This is a genomic window from Rathayibacter sp. AY1H2, from assembly GCF_002931985.1.
Taxonomy (GTDB): domain Bacteria; phylum Actinomycetota; class Actinomycetes; order Actinomycetales; family Microbacteriaceae; genus Rathayibacter.
The window spans coordinates 1-17,074 of the sequence record NZ_PSUV01000030.1 but is presented as its reverse complement, the minus strand read 5'-3'; the positions used below and the strand labels follow the sequence as shown (position 1 = coordinate 17,074).

Here is a 17,074-nt window from a genome sequence, read left to right as displayed (position 1 = left end):
GCCCTCATCCAGGGCCGGGGCCGCGCCGCAAGCCCCAGTGGACGGGGAGCGGAATCGCGCTACTCTCATTACTCAGCCAGCTGACTAATGGAGGAGCGACATGACCGCCACACGAACCCCCGACCGCGCCGACCGGATCCGCCAGGTCGTCGTCGCCGTGAGCGCAGTGCTCGCCCTCATCGGCTCGTTCATCGGCTCGGGCGCCGCGGGCGGCACGCAGATCCAGAACGCGGCCGGCGGCGCCCTGACCGCGTCCTCGACCCCCATCGCTCCCGACGGCCCCGCCTTCGCGATCTGGAGCGTCATCTACACCGGCCTCATCGCCTACGCGATCTGGCAGTTCCTGCCCTCGCAGACCGCCCGCACCCGCCACCGCCGGCTGGGCTACTGGGCCGCCGCCAGCCTCCTCCTGAACGCCGCGTGGATCCTGGTCGTCCAGGCCGGCTTCCTGACGCTCAGCGTCGTCGTGATCGCCCTGCTGCTCGCCGTGCTCGCGCGCATCTTCGTGATCCTGCGGACCACCCGGTCGGCCGGAGTGGTCGACGCGATCGTGACAGACGGCACCTTCGGGCTCTACCTCGGCTGGGTGTGCGTGGCCACGGCCGCGAACGTCACCGCCGGGCTCGTCGGCGCGGGAGTCGGCAGCGCGGACGGTCCGGGCGCCGCGGTCTGGGCGGTCGTCGTCCTCGCCGTCGCCGCGCTCGTCGGACTCCTGATCGCGGTCACCGGCCGCGGCCGCATCGCCCCGATGCTCTCGCTCGTCTGGGGACTCTCCTGGGTCGCCGTCGGCCGCTTCGCCGGCGAGCTCGTCTCGGTCCCCGCCGGGATCGCCGCGCTGGTCGCCGCCGCCGTGGTGCTGGTGGTCACCCTCCTGGTCCGCGCCACCGCGGGACGCCGGGTCAGCGCCGCCTGACTTCTGCGCGACGAAGGCCGAGAGGCCGGGACAGCCCTGGTCCGGGGCCGCCCAGCCTCTCGGCCTTCGTCGTGGTGGCGGATCAGGTGATCAGCGTGTCGACGTACTCCCGGTTCTCGTCCATCCACGCGGCGAGGGCGGCGGAGCGGTCGTCGGCCCCGTCGTTGAACAGCGCGTTCTCGAGCGAGTAGAGCGTCTTCGAGTCCATCCGGAAGTCGCGGATCCAGCGGCTCATCGTCGGGTAGTCCGCGTCGAACGCGGCCGAGCCGAAGGAGTGGATCCCCTCCGCCTGCCCGAGCAGGCCCTTCGGGTCCTCGAGGTCCTTGACCGGGAAGGCGTCGTAGGCCCAGTGCGGGCGCCAGAGCGTGACGGCGATGTTCTCGCCCGCGGCGGTCGCGCTCGAGAGCTCCTGGAGCATGGCCGGCGTCGAGGAGGTGAGGTAGTCCATCCCCTCCAGGCCGTAGCCGGGGATGACGTCCTCGGTCGTCGTCTTGTTGAGACCGGAGCCGGGCTCGATGCCGATCAGGCGGTTGCCGACGACGCCCGGGTCGGCGGCGAGCTCCTCGAGGGAGTCGATCGGAGCGTCCTCGTTGACCGCGATGGTCAGCTTCGCCTCATCGTTCCACGCGCCCAGGTCGACGATCGAGTCGCCGTACTGCTCGACGTACCGGGCGTGGGTGAGCGGCAGCCAGGTGTCGAGGGCGAGGTCGTAGTCGCCGGTCGAGAGGCCCTGGAAGCCGGGGGCGACGTCGGCGTTCTGCAGGGTCACGTCGTAGCCCTGCTCCTCGAGCACCGCCTCCCATAGAGCGGAGACGGCGATCCCCTCGTCCCAGCCCTGGAACACGGCGACGGTCACGTCGGTGCGGTCGCCGTTGTCGACGGAGGCGGCGGTGGCGGGAGCGGCGAGGGTCGCGGCCCCGAGGGACGCGACCAGGCCGATCGAGACGACGCCGACGGCCGAGCGGGTCGCCACTACGGCGCGGCGGTTCTTCGCCCGGGCGACCCTCGCCGGCGAGGGCGAGCCCAGCGCGCCGGTCATCCGGTCGAGGACGACCGCGAGGATCACGACGGAGATGCCCGCCTCGAAGCCGAGCGCGACATCGATCCGGTTGAGGCTCGCGACGACGTCGCCGCCCAGCCCTCCGGCGCCGACCATGCCCGCGATGACGACCATCGAGAGCGAGAGCATGATGACCTGGTTGAGGCCCGCCAGGATCGAGGGCAGCGCGAGCGGCAGCTGGATCTGGCGGAGGATCCGCCACTTCGAGGAGCCGAACGACTCCCCCGCCTCGACGAGCTCCGGGTCGACGCCGCGGATGCCCAGCTCGGTGAGCCGGACGCCCGGCGCCATGGCGAACACGATGGTCGCGACGATGCCCGGCACCACTCCGACCCGGAACAGGATCAGCGCGGGGATCAGGTAGACGAAGGCCGGCATCGTCTGCATCAGGTCGAGCACGGGCCGGATGACCGCGGAGGCCGTGCGGTTGCGCGCGGCGAGCACGCCCAGCGGCACGCTCAGCGCGATGGCGATCACGGAGGCGACGAGCACCAGCGCGAGGGAGTCCATCGCGTTCTCCCACTGGTCGACCCCCACGATCAGCAGGAGCCCCACGGCGGTGCCGGCCGCGAAGACCCAGCCGCGGACGGCGTAGGCCAGTACGGCGAGGAAGGCGACGATCACCCAGAAGGGCGGTGTCGCGAGGACGAGGTCGACGCCGGAGTAGAGGGCGCCGAAGACGGTGCGCAGCAGGTCGAAGACCGGCTGGAAGGTCTGCGTGAGGACGTCGACGGCACTCTCGGCGAGGGCGCCGAGCGGGAGGCGGAAGCCGAGATCGGTCATCGTGCACCTCCGTCCGCCGCGAGGACGGCGTCCTCGACGGGGCCTCCGGTCGCGTGCAGGGTCGCGGTGACGACCTCGGTCGAGACGGTGGCGGGCGGCTCGATCACCGGGTGCTCGCCGGTGCGGGCGGGCACGTTGCCGAGCGCCGCGAGCAGGGTCACCCGCGGGATCGCTCCGAGCAGACGCCCGTCGGCGTCGACCACGGCGACCGGCAGCGCCGACTCGACGGCGGGCTCGATGACCTCGCTGAGGGCGGTGTCCGGACCGACGGTGACGACGTCGGAGGTGAGGACCGCCGAGAGGTCGCCGGTGCTCCGGCGCACCTGCTCGATCACGTCGCGGTCGCGGACCGTGCCCAGCAGGCGTCGTCCGCCGCCGACCACGAACGCGGCCGAGGTCTGCAGGTCGCGCATGCTCCTCAGCGCGGCGCGGGGACCGGCCGCGAGGGTGACCACGGAGCGGGCGGGCTCCATCACGGCGGAGGCGGTGAGCACGCGGGCGCGGTCGACGTCCTGCACGAACTGGGCGACGTAGTCGTTCGCCGGGTCGGTGAGGATCTCCTCCGGGGTGCCGATCTGGACGATGCGGCCGTCGCGCATCACCGCGATGCGGTCGCCGAGGAACATGGCCTCGTTGAGGTCGTGCGTGATGAAGACGATGGTCTTGCCGAGCTCGTGCTGCAGCTCGATCAGCTGCTCCTGCATCTCGCGGCGGATCAGCGGGTCGAGCGCCGAGAACGCCTCGTCCATCAGCACGATGTCGGTGTCGGCGGCGAGCGCCCGGGCGAGGCCGACGCGCTGGCGCATGCCGCCGGAGAGCTCGTCGGGCATCTTCTCGTGCCAGCCGGCGAGACCGGCGCGCTCGACCGCGAGCATCGCCCGCTCGCGGCGCTCGGCCGCGGGGACGCCCTGGATCTCGAGCGGGTACGCGACGTTGTCGAGCACGGTGCGGTGCGGGAGGAGCGCGAAGTGCTGGAACACCATCGACACCGACGAGCGGCGCACGCGGCGCAGCTCCGCCTCGGAGACGCCGGTGATGGTGGAGCCCTCGATCAGGACCTCGCCCGCGGAGGGCTCCTGGAGCCCGTTCAGCATGCGGATGAGGGTGGACTTCCCGGAGCCGGAGAGGCCCATCACGACGAAGATCTCGCCGCGGCGCACGGTGAAGGACGCGTCGATCACCGCGGCCGTGCCGAGTCCGGCGAGCTCGCCGCGGTCGGCGCCCTCGCCCAGTCGGCGGACGACCTCGTCGGGCTTCCGGCCGAACACCTTGAAGAGGTGGCGGGCCTCGAGAGCGGGGGTCGCGGGATCGGCGCCCGCCTCGCTCCGGGGCTCGCTGATGGTCTGCTGGTTCTGGTGCACGTACACTCCGTCGGCGCGCAGGGACGACGCCCTGCGCTCATCTCGTGGTGCCGGGTCGGGAGCGTGGGACAGCCGTGCGTCGAGCCTCCGCGTGCGTCCCGCCGCTCAGCGCGAAAGGGGGTGGAGGCGAGAGCGTCCGAGGCGGCCTCGGGGCCGCCTCCACTCCCGTTGACCGTACGATCGCGGCGCGTCCTGGGGGGACGCCGTGCGAGCGCGGACCGGTTCATCGGGGCCCGTGAGGACCGCCGACCACGGTAGCCGCGGAGCTGCCGAGGGGCAAACGTCGGACAATTGCGGGGGCGGGTCCAGGGGTGGTGATGAACCGATCGGCGCGAGCGAATGTGCTGGTCGGAGCTGGTTTCCGGAGTGTTGCGCGATCGTTACCGTGATGGCGCGGCCGGCGGCGCTCGTTCCGGCCGGACTCCATCCGCCGCTGCTCGACCGGCGAGGAGGCTTGCAGCTCAGACGGTGGTCTCGCCCGCCGGGCCCGAGGGGGCCGCCGCGCCGACTCCGCTGACGGGCTCGCCCTGCCAGGACACGAGCGTCCACGCGTCGCCCGAGCCCTCGAGGACGACGACGCCGGTGTTGTCGAGCAGGTGGTCGGCGATGAAGCGCGCATCGAGGTCGAGGGAGCGCAGACCCGCCCAGCAGCGGATAGCCGCGCCGTGACTGACCAGCGCGACGACCTCGTGCCCGAGCGCCTCCGCCTCCGCCACCACCGCGTCGTAGCGCGCCGCGAACTCGTCGCCCGTCTCGCCGCCCGCCAGCCGGATCGACGTCTCGCCGCCGGCCCAGCGGAAGACCGTGCCCATGTACTCCTCGACCGCCGCGTCGTCGCCGCGCATCTCGAGCCCCGCGGCCGCGACCTCGCGGATGCCGTCGCGCTCCATCGGCTCGAGCCCGAGGGCCGCGGCGAGAGGGGCGGCCGTCTCGTGGGTGCGGACCATCGTCGAGACGAGCAGCGCGCCGATCCCCTCGCCGGCGAGCCGACCGGGCAGTGCCGCGGCCTGGGTGCGGCCGAGGTCGGTGAGCCCGGGTCCGGGGATGCGGGTGTCGAGGAGCCCGGCGACGTTGGAGGGGGTCTGGCCGTGGCGGATCAGGAGGAGGCGCATCCGCCCACGCTAACCGCGGAGGCTGGGCTTCCGGGGCGCGCGGTCGCGCTCTCTCCCGCCGTTGTGCGGCGAGTGCGGCGCTGTCACGATGTGCGGGGACGCTCCCGGACCGGGAGCCGCAGACGGACGGGACGGGCGGACATGGCCTCCGAAGACGGTTTCTCGAAGGACGAGCGCGCGGCGATGAAGCAGCGCGCGGCCGAGCTGCGGGCGGAGGCGAAGCGGCAGAAGAGCGCCGACAAGGCCGACGCCGACCGCATGGACGCGGAGGCCGCGATCGCCGCGATGACCGACGAGGAGCGGCCGATCGCCCAGATGCTCCACGAGGTCGTCGGCGAGACCGCCCCCGATCTCCTCCCGAAGACCTGGTACGGCTTCCCCGCCTACGCGCGCTCGGACGGCAAGGCGATCGTCTTCTTCCAGCCCGGCGCGAAGTTCGGCACGCGCTACTCGACCCTCGGCTTCCAGGACGGCGCCCAGCTCGACGACGGCACGATCTGGCCGACCGCCTACGCGCTCGTCTCCGCCGATGCCGAGACGCGCGCCGCCGTCACCGAGCTGGTCCGCCGCGCGGCCGGGGCCTGACCCCGTGGCGCACGTCTACGACGAGATCGACGAGAGCCTCGCCTCCTGGATCCACGAGCAGCCGATGTGGTTCGTCGCCACCGCGCCCCTCGCCGCGGACGGGCACGTCAACATGTCGCCGCGCGGCCACGACTCGTTCTCGATCCTGGGCCCGCGGCGAGTCGGCTGGGTCGACTACACGGGCAGCGGAGTCGAGACGATCGCGCACCTGCGTGAGAACGGGCGCGTGTGCCTGATGTTCGCGTCGTTCGGACCGCGTCCGCGCATCGTCCGCCTGCACGGCACCGGCTCCGTGCACCTGCCCGGTTCGGAGGCGTTCGCCGAGGTCGCGGAGCAGCACCCCGACCACCCGAGCACCCGCGCGGTCGTCACCGTCGAGCTCACCCGCATCAGTGACGCGTGCGGCTGGGGCGTGCCGGTGATGGAGCCGGTCGGCGAGCGCGACCTGCTCCTCCTCCAGGCCGAGAAGAAGGGCCCCGACGGCATGGCCGAGTACCGAGCCACGCGCAACGCGGTCAGCATCGACGGGCTGCCGGGCTACCCGCTGGACTGAGCGGGCGGGAAGCGGCCGCAGCGCTGCGCGCACGAGCACGCCGACCGGCTCGAGCAGGGTCTCAGTGATGACGGCGAGCGGGTTCGACCCGGTGGGGCGGGAGTCGACGGAGATCCGAGTCCTCGTCATTCGTCAAGTCCTCGACCGCTGACCGCCGCTCAGCACGACCAGACGTGCATCACGGTCCGTCCCCCGTTCGGGAACCCCGGGTCGATCGACGTGTTCGTCGTCGGTGCGGGTCTGAAGCGGGCGCTCCTCGCGGGGACGATGACCGGCGGCCTCGTCGACGGGTACACCGCCGCCGTCTCAGGGAGATCCCACAGCGCGACGGGACCGGTTGGCGGAAGAACCCACGAGGACGCTTCGCACACGTCCCCAGGGGATGTACTCCTGGGACCAGTAGTCGGCCCGGATCTTCAGGAGGGGCCCCTCGACGGTGGAAGCCACCGAGATGGAGCGAGGGTCCCGGAGGGTTCCCGCGATGCGTGTCTGCGGGGTCCTTTCGAGCTCGCTCGACAACTGCTCGGGAGTGATTCGCGTCGGGAGGGACGACCGCGAGCAGCCGCCGGCATCCACCGGAGGCGCATTCGACGGTCCCGCTGACGAGCTCGCTCCCCTGTGGACGGTCGATGGCCGAGGCCGCCGGCCGCGCTGGTGAGGCTCATCCATGGGTCGGGACGAGAGCGAGCTCCGGGGAGTTCCGGCCGATCCCAGGAGGGGCGGACGTGGAGCGCGACTGAGGCCTGCTCGATCGACGGTCGGATCGGACGGCGTCCCTACCATCGGCCCCGCAGAGATCCCCTGGCCGATCCGCCCGCCGCTACCCCCGCTCGTCGACGGCCCGGATCGAGAACAGCTCCTGCGGGGTGCAGTCGAGCGCGTCGCAGATGAGCGTCAGCGTCGTGAAGCGGATCGCGCGGGCGCGGTTGTTCTTGAGGATGGAGAGGTTCGCCATCGTGATGCCGGTGCGGGCAGAGAGGGCGGTGAGGGTCACGCCGCGCTCGGCCAACACTGCTCCGAGGTGGCAGTCGATCCGGTGCCTCTCGTCGTCGGCGGGCTCAGACAACGCCGTCGACGTCCCGTTCGAGCTTCGCGCCGGCGCGGAACGCCGCCGTCAGGGCGAGGGCCACCACTCCGGCGAGCAGGACGGGGACGGGCCACTGCGGCAGGTTCGTCCCGATGGCCTGGTAGTCGCCGCCGAGGAAGGCGTCGCGCTGCTCGTCGGTCACCCGGCCGGCGGCGAACAGCAGGCCGATGCCGGAGCTGAGGTACAGGCCCGCCGCGGTGTCGGCGAGGCCCTGCGCCACTCCTCCGATCAGCAGGGCGAGGCTCAGACGGCGCCAGTTCGCGAGGACGAAGGGGTCGAACGGGCGTCCGGCCGCGATGCCGCGGAGAACCCGCAGGAGGAAGACCGTGGCGAGGACGATGGTGACCGCCTGGAGGAGGCTCGGCAGCGCACCGAGCAGGCGGAGGGAGAGAGCGGCGTCGGCGAGCGTGGGCGCGGTGCCCTCGCGCGGCTCGGCCTGCAGCAGCTGCGGGAGGCTCCGGAGCGGGAGGCGGCCGTCCGCTTCCCCGAAGACCAGCAGGGTGCGCCCGGTGGTGACCGTCCAGGTCTGCAGGAGCGCGGTGAGCACGGAGAAGACCGCGACGATGAGCAGGACCGCTCTCGCCACCCGGAACACGCGCGGACGCTCCCGGACCGGTCCGCTGGAGATGACACTCGTCATGGCGTGCTCCTTATCGATCGTCGATGTTATCGAGTATCGATACTACGCACGCCGGTCCGCCGATGTCGACCCGCGGAGCCCCACCGACCACGGAGACGGCGGGAGGGGTGGTTGCCCGCGGCGAGGAGCCCGATCTAGCGTGGAGGGATGTCGGATGCGAGGGAGCGCGCCGCCCGGTACCGAGCCGGCGCCGCGGGCGAAGAGAAGTCGGAGCAGCCCGCCCTGCCCGAGGATCCGCTCGAGCGGGCCGCGTTCGTCGAGACGGCGATCCAGCTCGCGATCCGCCGCGGCGACTTCGACGACCTGCCGGGATCGGGGAAGCCGCTCCCGGACCTGGGCGCGGCCCACGACCCGGACTGGTGGATCCGTCGCAAGATCGAGCGCGAGAACCTCACCGGGATCGGCCCGGCCGCCTTCCTCCTCCGCGCCGAGGACCGCGCGCTCGACGAGCGCCTCGACCGCCTGCACCGCGAGGAGGAGGTGCGCGCCGAGCTCGCCGACTTCAACACGCGGGTGATCGAGGCGCGCCGCCAGCTGCTGGGCGGGCCGCCCGTCGTCACCCCGCTCCGGGACGTCGACGAGGAGGTCGCCGCCTGGTCGCAGCGGCGCGCCGATCGCGCCGCCGCGGCCGAGGCCCGGGCGGCCGCCGAGCCGGAGCGGTCCCGCCGCTGGTGGTCGCGGCGGCGCTGACGTCCCCGGAAACCGGACAGACCTGCCCCTCCCACTGGGGTCCCGCCCCGGGAAACCGGGCGGGAGCGCGCCTCCGAATCATGCGTGCACATCAAGTCGACCGGAGTCCGCATGCTCACCGCCACCACCCCCGCACGCCTCCCGAGGGCCCGCCCCTCGACCCTCGCCGCGCCGCCGCTCGCGCTGCTCGAACCCGACTCGGACCGGATGCTCGTCATCCGCGCCGCGGAGGGCGACGACCGCGCGTTCGCCACCATCGTCCGCCGCTACACCGGTCTGCTCCGCGCGACGGCCGCCCGCACCCTCCGCAGCAGCGCCGACGTCGACGACGTGGTGCAGGAGACGTTCCTCGCGGCGTGGACCCACGTGGACAGCGTGATCGACGGCGAGACCATCGCCGGCTGGCTCGTCACGACCGCCCGCCGCCGCAGCGTCGACCGGCTCCGCTCCAGCGTCTCGCGGCTGCGAGCCGAGCTGGACGACGAGTTCCCCGCCTCCGCCGCCGACGACCCGGAGCACGCCGCGCACTGCGGATCGCTCGCCGCCGACGCCAACCGGGTGCTCGCCGCGATGCCCCCGGCCCAGCGCCGCTGCTGGGAGCTGCGCCAGCTGGAGCAGTGCAGCTACGACGCGATCGCGCACGAGCTGGGGCTCACGACCTCGACCGTCCGCGGACTGCTCGCCCGCGCCCGCGGGACCCTCCGCACGGAGCTCGCCCACTGGCGCTGATCCGCGCTGCGGATCTCGGCGCAGGCGACCAGGCGGGGGCCTTCAGCGGAGGAGGACCGGCCCCGCGCCGATCCGCACCCGGAACAGCGAGTACGGGTACGTCCGCAGATCCGTGCCGCCCTGGTAGTCGGCCTGGCGGTGCAGCTGGTTCGCGGTGACGTACAGGTGCTCGTCCGTCGCGATCGACATCGTGTCCGGCCAGAGCAGCCGCTCGTCGTGCACGATCGTCTCCATCGTGCCGTCGGTGCGACGGCGGACGATCGCGTTGTTCTCGTAGCTCGTGGCGTAGAAGCGGCCCAGCGCATCCGTCTCGAGGCCGTCCGCTCCCCCGCCCTTGTCGCCCTCGTCGACGACAGTCGCCGCGACGTCCTCGTCCGGCACCGACCGGTCGACCAGGGCCGCCGTCGCCACGCTGAACCAGCGGCGGGAGGCGAGCGGGCAGTACCAGAGGCGCTCGCCGTCGGCCGAGATCGCGATGCCGTCGGCGCCCATCGTCACCGGCTGAGGGTCGCCGTCGGCCGGGCGCTTCATCAGCCCGCGGCCCTCGGCCATCGGCACGAGCTCCGGAGGAGTGAGCGCCTTCGTGCTCGGGTGGTCGTGCAGGCGACGCCAGGCGGTCCCCGCCTCGAGGTCGACGACGATGATCCCGTTCGGGCCGAAGTCGGCCGAGTCGGTGATGTAGGCGATGCCGCGCCGCAGATCGAAGCGCACGTCGTTGAGGTAGGTGGTCGGCAGGGCGACGTCCGGCTCGAGGAGGATCACCTGCTCGACGGTGTCGGTCGCCAGGTCGACGCGGACGAGCTTGGGGCCGCCCTTCTTCGTCGGCTCGAACATCGGGCTGCCGGTGTCGAGGATCCAGAGCCGGTCGGCCGGATCGACGACGATGCTCTGCACCGAGACGAGGGCGCCGGCGTCGTCGATCCCCGCCGGCGTGTTCCAGGCCTCGTCCGGGTAGGGCACCGCCGCTCCGTCGACCAGCTCCACGACCGTGGCCGGGACCTCGTCTCCCCACTTCGGGAAGTTCACGAAGATCCGCCCGGTGTGCGAGACGCTGACGCCGGTGGGCATCGGCCCGCTGGTGAAGGCGTGCACGAGCTCCAGCTCGCCGAGCGGCTCGTCGACCGGGCGCGTGCCGCGGGTCTCGTCGGTCGGTCCCCAGAATCCCATGGTGCTCTCGCTGTCCTCCCGCCGGCGCGGGCTCGTGGCGGTCTCGGTGCCGGTCGGGTGCGGAGTCGGTGCCCGCCGCGACCGGTGCTCCTCATCCTGCGCGTCGGCGCCGGTCGGCGGGGAGGAGGTGGCGGACGAGGCGGCGAGCGCCTAGCATCCGGCCGCCGCGGGCGACCCGGGAGCCGCGACCGAGGAGGCGGAGGAGGACCGGCCCGCGTCCGACTTCGGCACGGCCTTCACGAAGGGGCTCAGCATCGGGACGCGGCAGTGCCCGGTGGAGCGGGTCGCCTCGGCGGCCGCTCCCGCCGCCCGCAGTGCACCGCCCCCCGCCGTCGCGCTCACCCGCTGGTCGGCGGGTCGACGGACCGCTGATCCGCCGGCCGTCCGCTTCCGGACATGACCGCTAGAGGGCGTTGCCACTGCGGCCGCTCACCTGCCACGGTCGCAGAGCGACCGACGACGGTCCACCGATCAGAAGGACCGAGGCCCGCACATGGACGACTCCTCTTCGACCGAGACCAGCACGAGCGAGATGACGCCCGAGGTGCTGGCCGCGTTCAGCGACGCCTGGACCCGCCACGACCTCGAAGCGCTGATGAGTCACATGACCGACGATTGCGTGTACGGCGCGTCCGTCGGCCCCGAGCCCGGCCGCACCTGGACGGGCAAGGAGCAGGTCCGCGAGGGATTCGCGCTCATGCTCGCCTTCGACACCGGACAGGAGCGGCACGAGGAGGGGGCTCCCCTCATCGCCGGGACGCGCGGCGCGGCCACCTGGTCCTTCACCGGGACCGGCCCCGACGGCCGACCCCAGGTCACGCGGGGCTGCGACATCTACGAGTTCCGCGGCGGGAGGATCGCCCGCAAGGACGCGTTCCGGAAGGTCTACCGGACGGACGAGGAGTAGTCCAGGTCGGCCTCCCTCGCGCAGCGGAGCCGGAGCGGCGTCCTCGTACCGGGCGGCCCCGCGCCTCCCCGATCGCGCAGACTGGCTCGATGGCAGCGGCGTCGGCACCGGTCGGATGGGGACGTCTGCCCGCCGTCTCGTGGCTGATGGTGCGCGCCTTCACGCGCCACCGCGTCCTCGCCGTCCTGGCCTTCCCGACGGCGCTGCTCTCGCTCGCGCCCTCCGTGATCCGCCGCGCCGCCCATGAGACGGCCGACCGGAACGGGCTGGTCGTCTTCGGGCGCTACCGGCCGGTCGCCGACGCCCTGGTGAGCATCGCCGTCACCGTCCCGGTCGTCCTGCTGGCCGTGGTGGCGGCCGTGTGGGTCGCGCTCTCGGGGCTGCTCGGCGCGGTCCTGGTCCTCGCGGCGCTCCTCGGCGGAGCCGTGGGGGCGGGGCCCTGCTGGTCGGGACCCCCCTCACCGGGGCCGTCGGCGCGGAGACGCCTCCCGGGCGGCGGTGGACGGTGATGGCGCTCTCGCAGCGCCCCGGGACCCGCCTGTCGGCGGTGCTCGCGACGAGGGAGCAGCTGGCCACGGTCCCCGCGGGAGGCGTCGTCGTGGCCGTCGCCGGCGACGAGCGGCTGGCGGACAGCTACTCGCGCCTCGGCTTCTCCCGGGGACGGGGCCTGCGGATCTCCCAGCAGGTCTGAGGGGCACCTCATCGCCGGACGGAGGCCACCGGCGGCTCGATACGGTGGGGATCGTGCAGTGCGGCTGAGGCCTTCCCGATCCCCGTCGCTCCGTCCCGCTCCCTCCGGCCCGCTCGGGCGCGATCGAAAGGCTCCCCGTGTCCGCACTCCTCCCCCTGCAGGGCAGGACCGCTCTCGTCACCGGTGTCTCGCGGCGGCGCGGCATCGGATTCGCCGTCGCCGCGAAGCTCGCCTCCCTCGGCGCGCACCTCGTCGTCCACCATCACCGCCCTCACGATCTCGACCTCCCCTGGGGAGGCGACGACCTCGACGCGGTCCGGTCCGAGCTCCGCGCGCACCTCACGGAGGGCGCGCGGTTCGCCGACGTCGCCGCGGACCTGGCCGACCCCTCCACCGTCCCCGGCCTGATCGCCACCGCCGCCGATCTGACCGGGAGCCTGGACGTCCTCGTCTGCAATCACGCGAAGAGCGGCGACGACGGCAGCATCCTCGACATGACGCCCGAGCGGCTCACCGCGTTCTGGGACGTCAACACCCGCTCCACCCTCCTGCTCACCGCGGAGTTCGCGCGGCTCCGGGCACCGCGCACCGACGGACCCCGCCGGCCCGGCGACCGGATCGTCGGAGCCGGGCCCTACGCCCGGGCGCAGGGACACGTGTTCTGGATGACGTCCGGCCAGATCCACGGCGCGATGCGCGGAGAGGTCGCCTACGCCGCGAGCAAGGCCGCACTCGCCGGCGTCACCGCCACGGTCGCCGCCGAGCTCCTGGAGCTCGGGATCGTGCTCAACACGATCGATCCCGGTCCGGTGAACACGGGATATTTGGACCCGGAGACCACCGACCGGTCGCTCGAGGACCTCGAGGAGTACGTCGCGACCACGCTCTTCGGCCGGGTCGGCGCGCCGGCGGACCCCGCGGAGCTGATCGCATGGCTGGCCACGTCGGCGGGCAGCTGGGTCGTCGGGCAGGTGCTCACGACCGACGGCGGGTTCAGCCTGTGACCGGAGCGGCGGGGAGCCGTCCGGCGCCGACGACCGGCGCGGCCGGGCCCGGGGATGATGGGCCCATGGGAACTCGTGGGGCCGGAGTGCTGTGGGTGGTGAGCGCGCTCGCCTATGTGGGAGCGGAGGCGGTCGCCGCGTCCGCGTTCCCGGGCTACAGCTACGCACGGAACTACATCAGCGATCTCGGCGTGCCCGAGGTGGGCGTGTTCCAGGGGCGCGCGATCGACTCGCCGCTGCACGCGGTGATGAACGCCGGATTCCTCCTGCAGGGGGCGCTCTACCTCGCCGCCGCCGTCACGACCGTGCGGGCGGCGCGGGGCGGATCGCGGGGGCTGTTCCTCTCCCTCGCCGTGGTCTACGCCGTGGGCATCGCCGTGGTGGGCCTCGTGCACGGGAGCAGCGCCAGTGCGCAGAACGGGATCGGCGGCCTGCACGTGGTCGGCGCCGCGATGGCGATCGTCGGCGGCAACGCGGCCTCGATCGTCGCCGGTGCCGCGGCCCGGCGCGGCCGCGCCCCGTGGGCGCTCGAGACGGTCGGGATCGTGCTCGGTGCGGCCGGCCTGCTCGCGCTGCTGATGCTGCAGGTCGACACCCGCGTGCCCGGCGTCGACCTGCTGCCCGACGGCGTCTGGGAGCGCGCCTCCGTCTACGCCGTCACGGCCTGGCAGCTCGCGACCGGCCTGCGGCTGCTCCGACGGCCGGAGGTGCCGCGGCAGCCGCGGCCTCCTCAGACCGCGGGCAGCGGCGCGCAGGTGCGCAGCGCCGTGCACCGGCTCTTCCAGCTCGGGATCCGGATCCCGGAGGCCCTCTCGGTCGTCGTGTTCGACGACAACCCGTGGAGCGAGCTGGTCACCCCGCCGCTCAGCGTCGTCCGTCAGCCGATCGACATGCTCGCCCGTCACAGCGTCGAGCTCGTCCTCGCCCGCATGCAGGGCCGCCTCCCCGAGGCGCCGCAGCACATCGAGGTGCAGGCCGACCTCGTCATCCGCTCCAGCTGCGCCGCACCCCCGCAGCGCTGATCCCCCTCCCCCCTCCGAAAGGCACGCCATGTCCGATCCCGTCGTCGTCACCGCGATCTTCACTCCCGCCGAGGGGCAGCGCGACGCGCTCGTCGCCGCCCTCTCCACCGCCATCGCGGAGGTGCACGAGGAGGAGGGCTGCGAGCTCTACGCGATCCACGACTCGCCCGACGGCACCATCGTCATGCTGGAGAAGTGGACGAGCGGCGACCTGCTCGACGCGCACGGCGCCGGAGAGCCGGTCGTTCGCCTCAACGCGGCGATCCGCGGACTCGTCGCCCACCCGCCCGTCGTGACGCGGCTCGTCCCGATCCCGGCCGGCACCTCGCGGCAGGGCGAGCTCTAGCACCCGGGGGCGGGGCCGCTCCGGATCCGGATCGCGCGCCTCCCGCCGGAAACGCGCGCGAAACAGCGGAGGCCTACGGTCGGGAGCAACCCCGCCGCCCCGGCCGCTCCCTGGAGGATCCGCATGCCCCGCCCCGCCTTCCCCGCCCCGCCCAGCGCCGAGCTGCACATCCACCTCGAGGGCACGATCGAGCCCGAGCACATCGTCGAGATGGCGCGCCGCAACGGGGTCGCCCTGCCGACCGAGGATCTCGACGCCCTCCGCGCGCGGTACTCCTTCACCGACCTCGCGTCGTTCCTGGAGCTGCACTACTCGAACCTCACCGTGCTGAAGACGGAGCGGGACTTCTTCGAGCTCGCGACCGGCTACCTCGACCGGGCGCAGAAGGCGAACGTCCGCCGCGCCGAGATCTTCTTCGACCCGCAGACGCACCTCGGCAACGGCGTCGCGCTCGACACCGTGATGAGCGGGATCACCCGTGCGCTCGGTCGGAGCGAGGAGACCCACGGGGTCTCGACGGACCTGATCATGTGCTTCCTCCGCGACCTGGGCGCCGACGCGGCCGACGAGATGCTGACGGCGATCCTCCCCTGGCGCGAGCACATCATCGGCGTCGGGCTCGACTCGAACGAGGTGGGCTTCGGCCCGGAGCTGTTCGTCGACGTCTACGCGCGCGCCGCGGCGGACGGACTGCGCCTGGTCGCGCACGCCGGCGAGGAGGGCGGGCCCGAGACGGTCGCGGCCACCGTCGAGCTGCTGAAGGTCGAGCGGATCGACCACGGGATCCGCGCGATGGAGGACCCGGAGGTCGTCGCGATGCTCCGCGAGCGCCGCATCCCGGTGACGGTGTGCCCGCTGTCGAACGTCGCCCTACGCGCGGTGGACACGATGGCCGACCACCCGCTGCCCGCGATGCTCCGCGAGGGACTCGTCGTGACGGTCTCGAGCGACGATCCGCCCTACTTCGGCGGCTACGTGGATGAGAACTACCGCGCCCTGGTCGAGGAGCTGGGGATGGACGACGCGCAGCTCGAGCAGCTGGCGCTCAACTCCTTCGACGCGGCGTTCATCACGGAGGAGGACCGCGAGCGCTGGCAGGCGGAGGTGCGCGAGCACTTCGCGCGGTGAGCGCGTCACTGCCCAGAGAACGATCGTTCCCACCCTCCCCGCGCGCTGAGCCCTCGTTCCGCGGTCGCACGCCTCCGCGCCCGCCCTACGCTGGCCGGATGACCCGATCCGACGGCACACGATGAGCTGGGTGCTCCTCACCGGCGCGATCCTCACCGAGGTGACGGCGTCGCTCGCCCTCCAGGCCGCCATCGAGTCGCCGGGCTGGTACGCCCTCGTGGTGGCGGGCTACCTGGCGGCGTTCGTCCTCCTCAGCCGGGTGCTCAAGGCCGGCATGCCGATCGGAGTCGCGTACGGCGTGTGGGGCGCGTGCGGCGTCGCGCTGACGGCGGTCCTCGCGGCCGTGCTCTTCGGTCAGCCGCTGACGGGCGTGATGACGATCGGGCTGGTGCTGATCATCGCGGGCGTGCTGATGGTCGAGATCGGCTCGCAGCGAGCGCAGGCCGCGCGCCGGGCGGTGCGCTGATGGCCTGGCTGCTGCTCTCGGGCGCGATCCTCACCGAGGTCGCCGCGACGATGAGCCTCAAGCCCGCGACGGACGGCCGGAAGCGCTGGTACGTCGTGGTCGGAGTCGGCTACGTCGTCGCGTTCACGCTGCTGGCCGGGGCGCTCGCGCAGGGCATGCCGATCGGGGTGGCCTACGGGATCTGGGCGGCGGTCGGAGTCGCGCTGACCGCGGTGCTCGGCCGCTGGCTGTTCCAGGACCCGCTGACCTGGACGATGCTCGGCGGGATCGGCCTGATCATCGCCGGCGTGCTGCTGGTGGAGCTCGGGCGCTGACCGGCCGAGTGTCGTCGCGGCGGGAGTCTCTCCCGCTCAGCGGCCGCCGCGGCGGGAGCGCGCCTCCTCAGCCGTCGTCGCGGCGGTAGCGCGACGGGGTCACCGGTTGTCGCGGCGGTACCGCGCCTCGCGGCCGGCGATGTGGAGGCCGAGCCCGCTGACCGCGACCGCGAAGGCGACCAGCACGCCGATGAACGCGATCTCGTCGCCCGCTCCGACCGCCACGGCCGCGACGGCGAGCCCGATCAGCGCGAGGGCGAGCACCACGGCGCCGACGATCTCGAGAGGGCTCCATGCGGTCATGGCTCCAGCGTGCGCGCGGAGCGGCGCGCGGGCAAGGGGCGGCAGGCGAACAGGACATGACGTCCCGCCGACCGCGGAGGTCCGCGCGGGTCCCAGCACACGACCCGTCCGCCCGGACGTCGGCCGACCGGGTGCTGCGGATCGCGGAGCTCGTCCGAGGCGGTCCGCGGTGCGAGCCCGCTCCGTCCGTCCCCGCCGGAACGCCCCCGCCCG

General features: G+C 73.3%; 22 protein-coding genes. 14 read left to right on the top strand and 8 right to left on the bottom strand.

Going from position 1 to position 17,074, the window contains the following annotated elements; genetic code table 11:
* The first annotated feature begins 100 nt into the window (after positions 1-100).
* A complete protein-coding gene (locus C5C29_RS16070) occupies positions 101-913 on the top strand; it encodes a tryptophan-rich sensory protein (protein WP_104224878.1) in 813 nt (270 codons plus the stop codon).
* Between the two features lie 82 nt (positions 914-995).
* Here the strand turns inward: C5C29_RS16070 and C5C29_RS17615 are convergent, their stop codons facing one another.
* The 3 genes from C5C29_RS17615 to C5C29_RS16055 form a co-directional block, all read right to left on the bottom strand.
* Positions 996-2,756 (bottom strand): ABC transporter permease/substrate binding protein, encoded by a 1,761-nt coding sequence (locus C5C29_RS17615; protein ID WP_104308565.1) that lies wholly within the window; start codon positions 2,754-2,756, stop codon positions 996-998.
* Entirely contained in the window at positions 2,753-4,117 is a 1,365-nt protein-coding gene (locus tag C5C29_RS16060) for a glycine betaine/L-proline ABC transporter ATP-binding protein (RefSeq protein WP_258069502.1), read from the bottom strand. Before C5C29_RS16060 ends, C5C29_RS17615 begins: the two co-directional genes overlap by 4 nt.
* A 461-nt stretch (positions 4,118-4,578) precedes the next feature.
* Complete coding sequence (locus C5C29_RS16055) at positions 4,579-5,229, bottom strand: histidine phosphatase family protein (protein WP_104292924.1); 651 nt, start codon at positions 5,227-5,229, stop codon at positions 4,579-4,581.
* Positions 5,230-5,370: 141 nt separating this feature from the next.
* Here C5C29_RS16055 and C5C29_RS16050 point away from each other — a divergent pair, with 141 nt between their 5' ends.
* Both C5C29_RS16050 and C5C29_RS16045 read left to right on the top strand, forming a co-directional pair.
* Positions 5,371-5,814: a hypothetical protein gene (locus C5C29_RS16050; protein WP_104308564.1), complete on the top strand. Its 444-nt coding sequence runs from the start codon at positions 5,371-5,373 to the stop codon at positions 5,812-5,814.
* Between the two features lie 4 nt (positions 5,815-5,818).
* Entirely contained in the window at positions 5,819-6,367 is a 549-nt protein-coding gene (locus C5C29_RS16045; RefSeq protein WP_104256488.1) for a pyridoxamine 5'-phosphate oxidase family protein, read from the top strand.
* An 820-nt stretch (positions 6,368-7,187) separates the two neighbouring features.
* Here the strand turns inward: C5C29_RS16045 and C5C29_RS16040 are convergent.
* Positions 7,188-7,379, bottom strand: coding sequence for a helix-turn-helix domain-containing protein (locus C5C29_RS16040; protein ID WP_374953998.1), 192 nt, complete (start codon positions 7,377-7,379; stop codon positions 7,188-7,190).
* Between the two features lie 46 nt (positions 7,380-7,425).
* Positions 7,426-8,094: a hypothetical protein gene (locus C5C29_RS16035; RefSeq protein ID WP_104308563.1), complete on the bottom strand. Its 669-nt coding sequence runs from the start codon at positions 8,092-8,094 to the stop codon at positions 7,426-7,428.
* A gap of 147 nt (positions 8,095-8,241) precedes the next feature.
* Between C5C29_RS16035 and C5C29_RS16030 the strand changes: the two genes are divergently transcribed.
* Positions 8,242-8,784, top strand: coding sequence for a DUF1992 domain-containing protein (locus C5C29_RS16030; RefSeq protein ID WP_104308562.1), 543 nt, complete (start codon positions 8,242-8,244; stop codon positions 8,782-8,784).
* Positions 8,785-8,868: 84 nt separating this feature from the next.
* The gene (locus tag C5C29_RS16025; RefSeq protein WP_104308561.1) at positions 8,869-9,513 is read left to right on the top strand and encodes an RNA polymerase sigma factor; all 645 of its coding nucleotides are present in this window, start codon (positions 8,869-8,871) and stop codon (positions 9,511-9,513) included.
* Between the two features lie 42 nt (positions 9,514-9,555).
* Here the strand turns inward: C5C29_RS16025 and C5C29_RS16020 are convergent, their stop codons facing one another.
* Both C5C29_RS16020 and C5C29_RS16015 read right to left on the bottom strand, forming a co-directional pair.
* Complete coding sequence (locus C5C29_RS16020; RefSeq protein WP_104308560.1) at positions 9,556-10,680, bottom strand: L-dopachrome tautomerase-related protein; 1,125 nt, start codon at positions 10,678-10,680, stop codon at positions 9,556-9,558.
* Between the two features lie 150 nt (positions 10,681-10,830).
* Positions 10,831-11,022, bottom strand: a complete 192-nt coding sequence (locus C5C29_RS16015) for a hypothetical protein (protein WP_104248123.1) — start codon at positions 11,020-11,022, stop codon at positions 10,831-10,833.
* Positions 11,023-11,173: 151 nt separating this feature from the next.
* Between C5C29_RS16015 and C5C29_RS16010 the strand changes: the two genes are divergently transcribed.
* From C5C29_RS16010 to C5C29_RS15970, 9 genes are all read left to right on the top strand, one after another.
* The gene (locus tag C5C29_RS16010) at positions 11,174-11,587 is read left to right on the top strand and encodes a nuclear transport factor 2 family protein (protein WP_219813479.1); all 414 of its coding nucleotides are present in this window, start codon (positions 11,174-11,176) and stop codon (positions 11,585-11,587) included.
* Positions 11,588-11,676: 89 nt separating this feature from the next.
* A complete protein-coding gene (locus tag C5C29_RS16005; RefSeq protein ID WP_146083501.1) occupies positions 11,677-12,096 on the top strand; it encodes a hypothetical protein in 420 nt (139 codons plus the stop codon).
* Positions 12,096-12,278, top strand: coding sequence for a hypothetical protein (locus tag C5C29_RS16000; protein WP_104308558.1), 183 nt, complete (start codon positions 12,096-12,098; stop codon positions 12,276-12,278). The genes C5C29_RS16005 and C5C29_RS16000 overlap by 1 nt, the downstream gene beginning before the upstream one ends.
* Positions 12,279-12,415: 137 nt before the next feature.
* Positions 12,416-13,282, top strand: coding sequence for an SDR family oxidoreductase (locus C5C29_RS15995; protein WP_258069501.1), 867 nt, complete (start codon positions 12,416-12,418; stop codon positions 13,280-13,282).
* Between the two features lie 65 nt (positions 13,283-13,347).
* Positions 13,348-14,304: a DUF998 domain-containing protein gene (locus C5C29_RS15990; RefSeq protein ID WP_258066776.1), complete on the top strand. Its 957-nt coding sequence runs from the start codon at positions 13,348-13,350 to the stop codon at positions 14,302-14,304.
* Positions 14,305-14,332: 28 nt separating this feature from the next.
* The gene (locus C5C29_RS15985; protein WP_104308557.1) at positions 14,333-14,650 is read left to right on the top strand and encodes a putative quinol monooxygenase; all 318 of its coding nucleotides are present in this window, start codon (positions 14,333-14,335) and stop codon (positions 14,648-14,650) included.
* A gap of 123 nt (positions 14,651-14,773) precedes the next feature.
* On the top strand, positions 14,774-15,778 hold the full coding sequence (locus C5C29_RS15980) for an adenosine deaminase (RefSeq protein ID WP_104308556.1): 1,005 nt from the start codon (positions 14,774-14,776) through the stop codon (positions 15,776-15,778).
* A gap of 121 nt (positions 15,779-15,899) precedes the next feature.
* Positions 15,900-16,244, top strand: a complete 345-nt coding sequence (locus C5C29_RS15975) for a multidrug efflux SMR transporter (protein ID WP_104269826.1) — start codon at positions 15,900-15,902, stop codon at positions 16,242-16,244.
* The gene (locus tag C5C29_RS15970; RefSeq protein WP_104227487.1) at positions 16,244-16,558 is read left to right on the top strand and encodes a multidrug efflux SMR transporter; all 315 of its coding nucleotides are present in this window, start codon (positions 16,244-16,246) and stop codon (positions 16,556-16,558) included. Before C5C29_RS15975 ends, C5C29_RS15970 begins: the two co-directional genes overlap by 1 nt.
* Before the next feature lie 99 nt (positions 16,559-16,657).
* On the opposite strand, the gene C5C29_RS15965 is transcribed toward C5C29_RS15970, so the two are convergent.
* A complete protein-coding gene (locus C5C29_RS15965) occupies positions 16,658-16,861 on the bottom strand; it encodes a hypothetical protein (protein WP_104308555.1) in 204 nt (67 codons plus the stop codon).
* Positions 16,862-17,074 lie beyond the last annotated feature (213 nt).

Bases quoted from the DNA above. Each gene is read 5' to 3' on its own strand.
- C5C29_RS16070 (WP_104224878.1), top strand. From the start codon at position 101: ATGACCGCCACACGAACCCCCGACCGCGCCGACCGGATCCGCCAGGTC.
- C5C29_RS17615 (WP_104308565.1), bottom strand. From the start codon at position 2,756: ATGACCGATCTCGGCTTCCGCCTCCCGCTCGGCGCCCTCGCCGAGAGT.
- C5C29_RS16055 (WP_104292924.1), bottom strand. From the start codon at position 5,229: ATGCGCCTCCTCCTGATCCGCCACGGCCAGACCCCCTCCAACGTCGCC.
- C5C29_RS16050 (WP_104308564.1), top strand. From the start codon at position 5,371: ATGGCCTCCGAAGACGGTTTCTCGAAGGACGAGCGCGCGGCGATGAAG.
- C5C29_RS16035 (WP_104308563.1), bottom strand. From the start codon at position 8,094: ATGACGAGTGTCATCTCCAGCGGACCGGTCCGGGAGCGTCCGCGCGTG.
- C5C29_RS16030 (WP_104308562.1), top strand. From the start codon at position 8,242: ATGTCGGATGCGAGGGAGCGCGCCGCCCGGTACCGAGCCGGCGCCGCG.
- C5C29_RS16020 (WP_104308560.1), bottom strand. From the start codon at position 10,680: ATGGGATTCTGGGGACCGACCGACGAGACCCGCGGCACGCGCCCGGTC.
- C5C29_RS16010 (WP_219813479.1), top strand. From the start codon at position 11,174: ATGGACGACTCCTCTTCGACCGAGACCAGCACGAGCGAGATGACGCCC.
- C5C29_RS16005 (WP_146083501.1), top strand. From the start codon at position 11,677: ATGGCAGCGGCGTCGGCACCGGTCGGATGGGGACGTCTGCCCGCCGTC.
- C5C29_RS16000 (WP_104308558.1), top strand. From the start codon at position 12,096: ATGGCGCTCTCGCAGCGCCCCGGGACCCGCCTGTCGGCGGTGCTCGCG.
- C5C29_RS15990 (WP_258066776.1), top strand. From the start codon at position 13,348: ATGGGAACTCGTGGGGCCGGAGTGCTGTGGGTGGTGAGCGCGCTCGCC.
- C5C29_RS15985 (WP_104308557.1), top strand. From the start codon at position 14,333: ATGTCCGATCCCGTCGTCGTCACCGCGATCTTCACTCCCGCCGAGGGG.
- C5C29_RS15980 (WP_104308556.1), top strand. From the start codon at position 14,774: ATGCCCCGCCCCGCCTTCCCCGCCCCGCCCAGCGCCGAGCTGCACATC.
- C5C29_RS15975 (WP_104269826.1), top strand. From the start codon at position 15,900: ATGAGCTGGGTGCTCCTCACCGGCGCGATCCTCACCGAGGTGACGGCG.
- C5C29_RS15970 (WP_104227487.1), top strand. From the start codon at position 16,244: ATGGCCTGGCTGCTGCTCTCGGGCGCGATCCTCACCGAGGTCGCCGCG.
- C5C29_RS15965 (WP_104308555.1), bottom strand. From the start codon at position 16,861: ATGACCGCATGGAGCCCTCTCGAGATCGTCGGCGCCGTGGTGCTCGCC.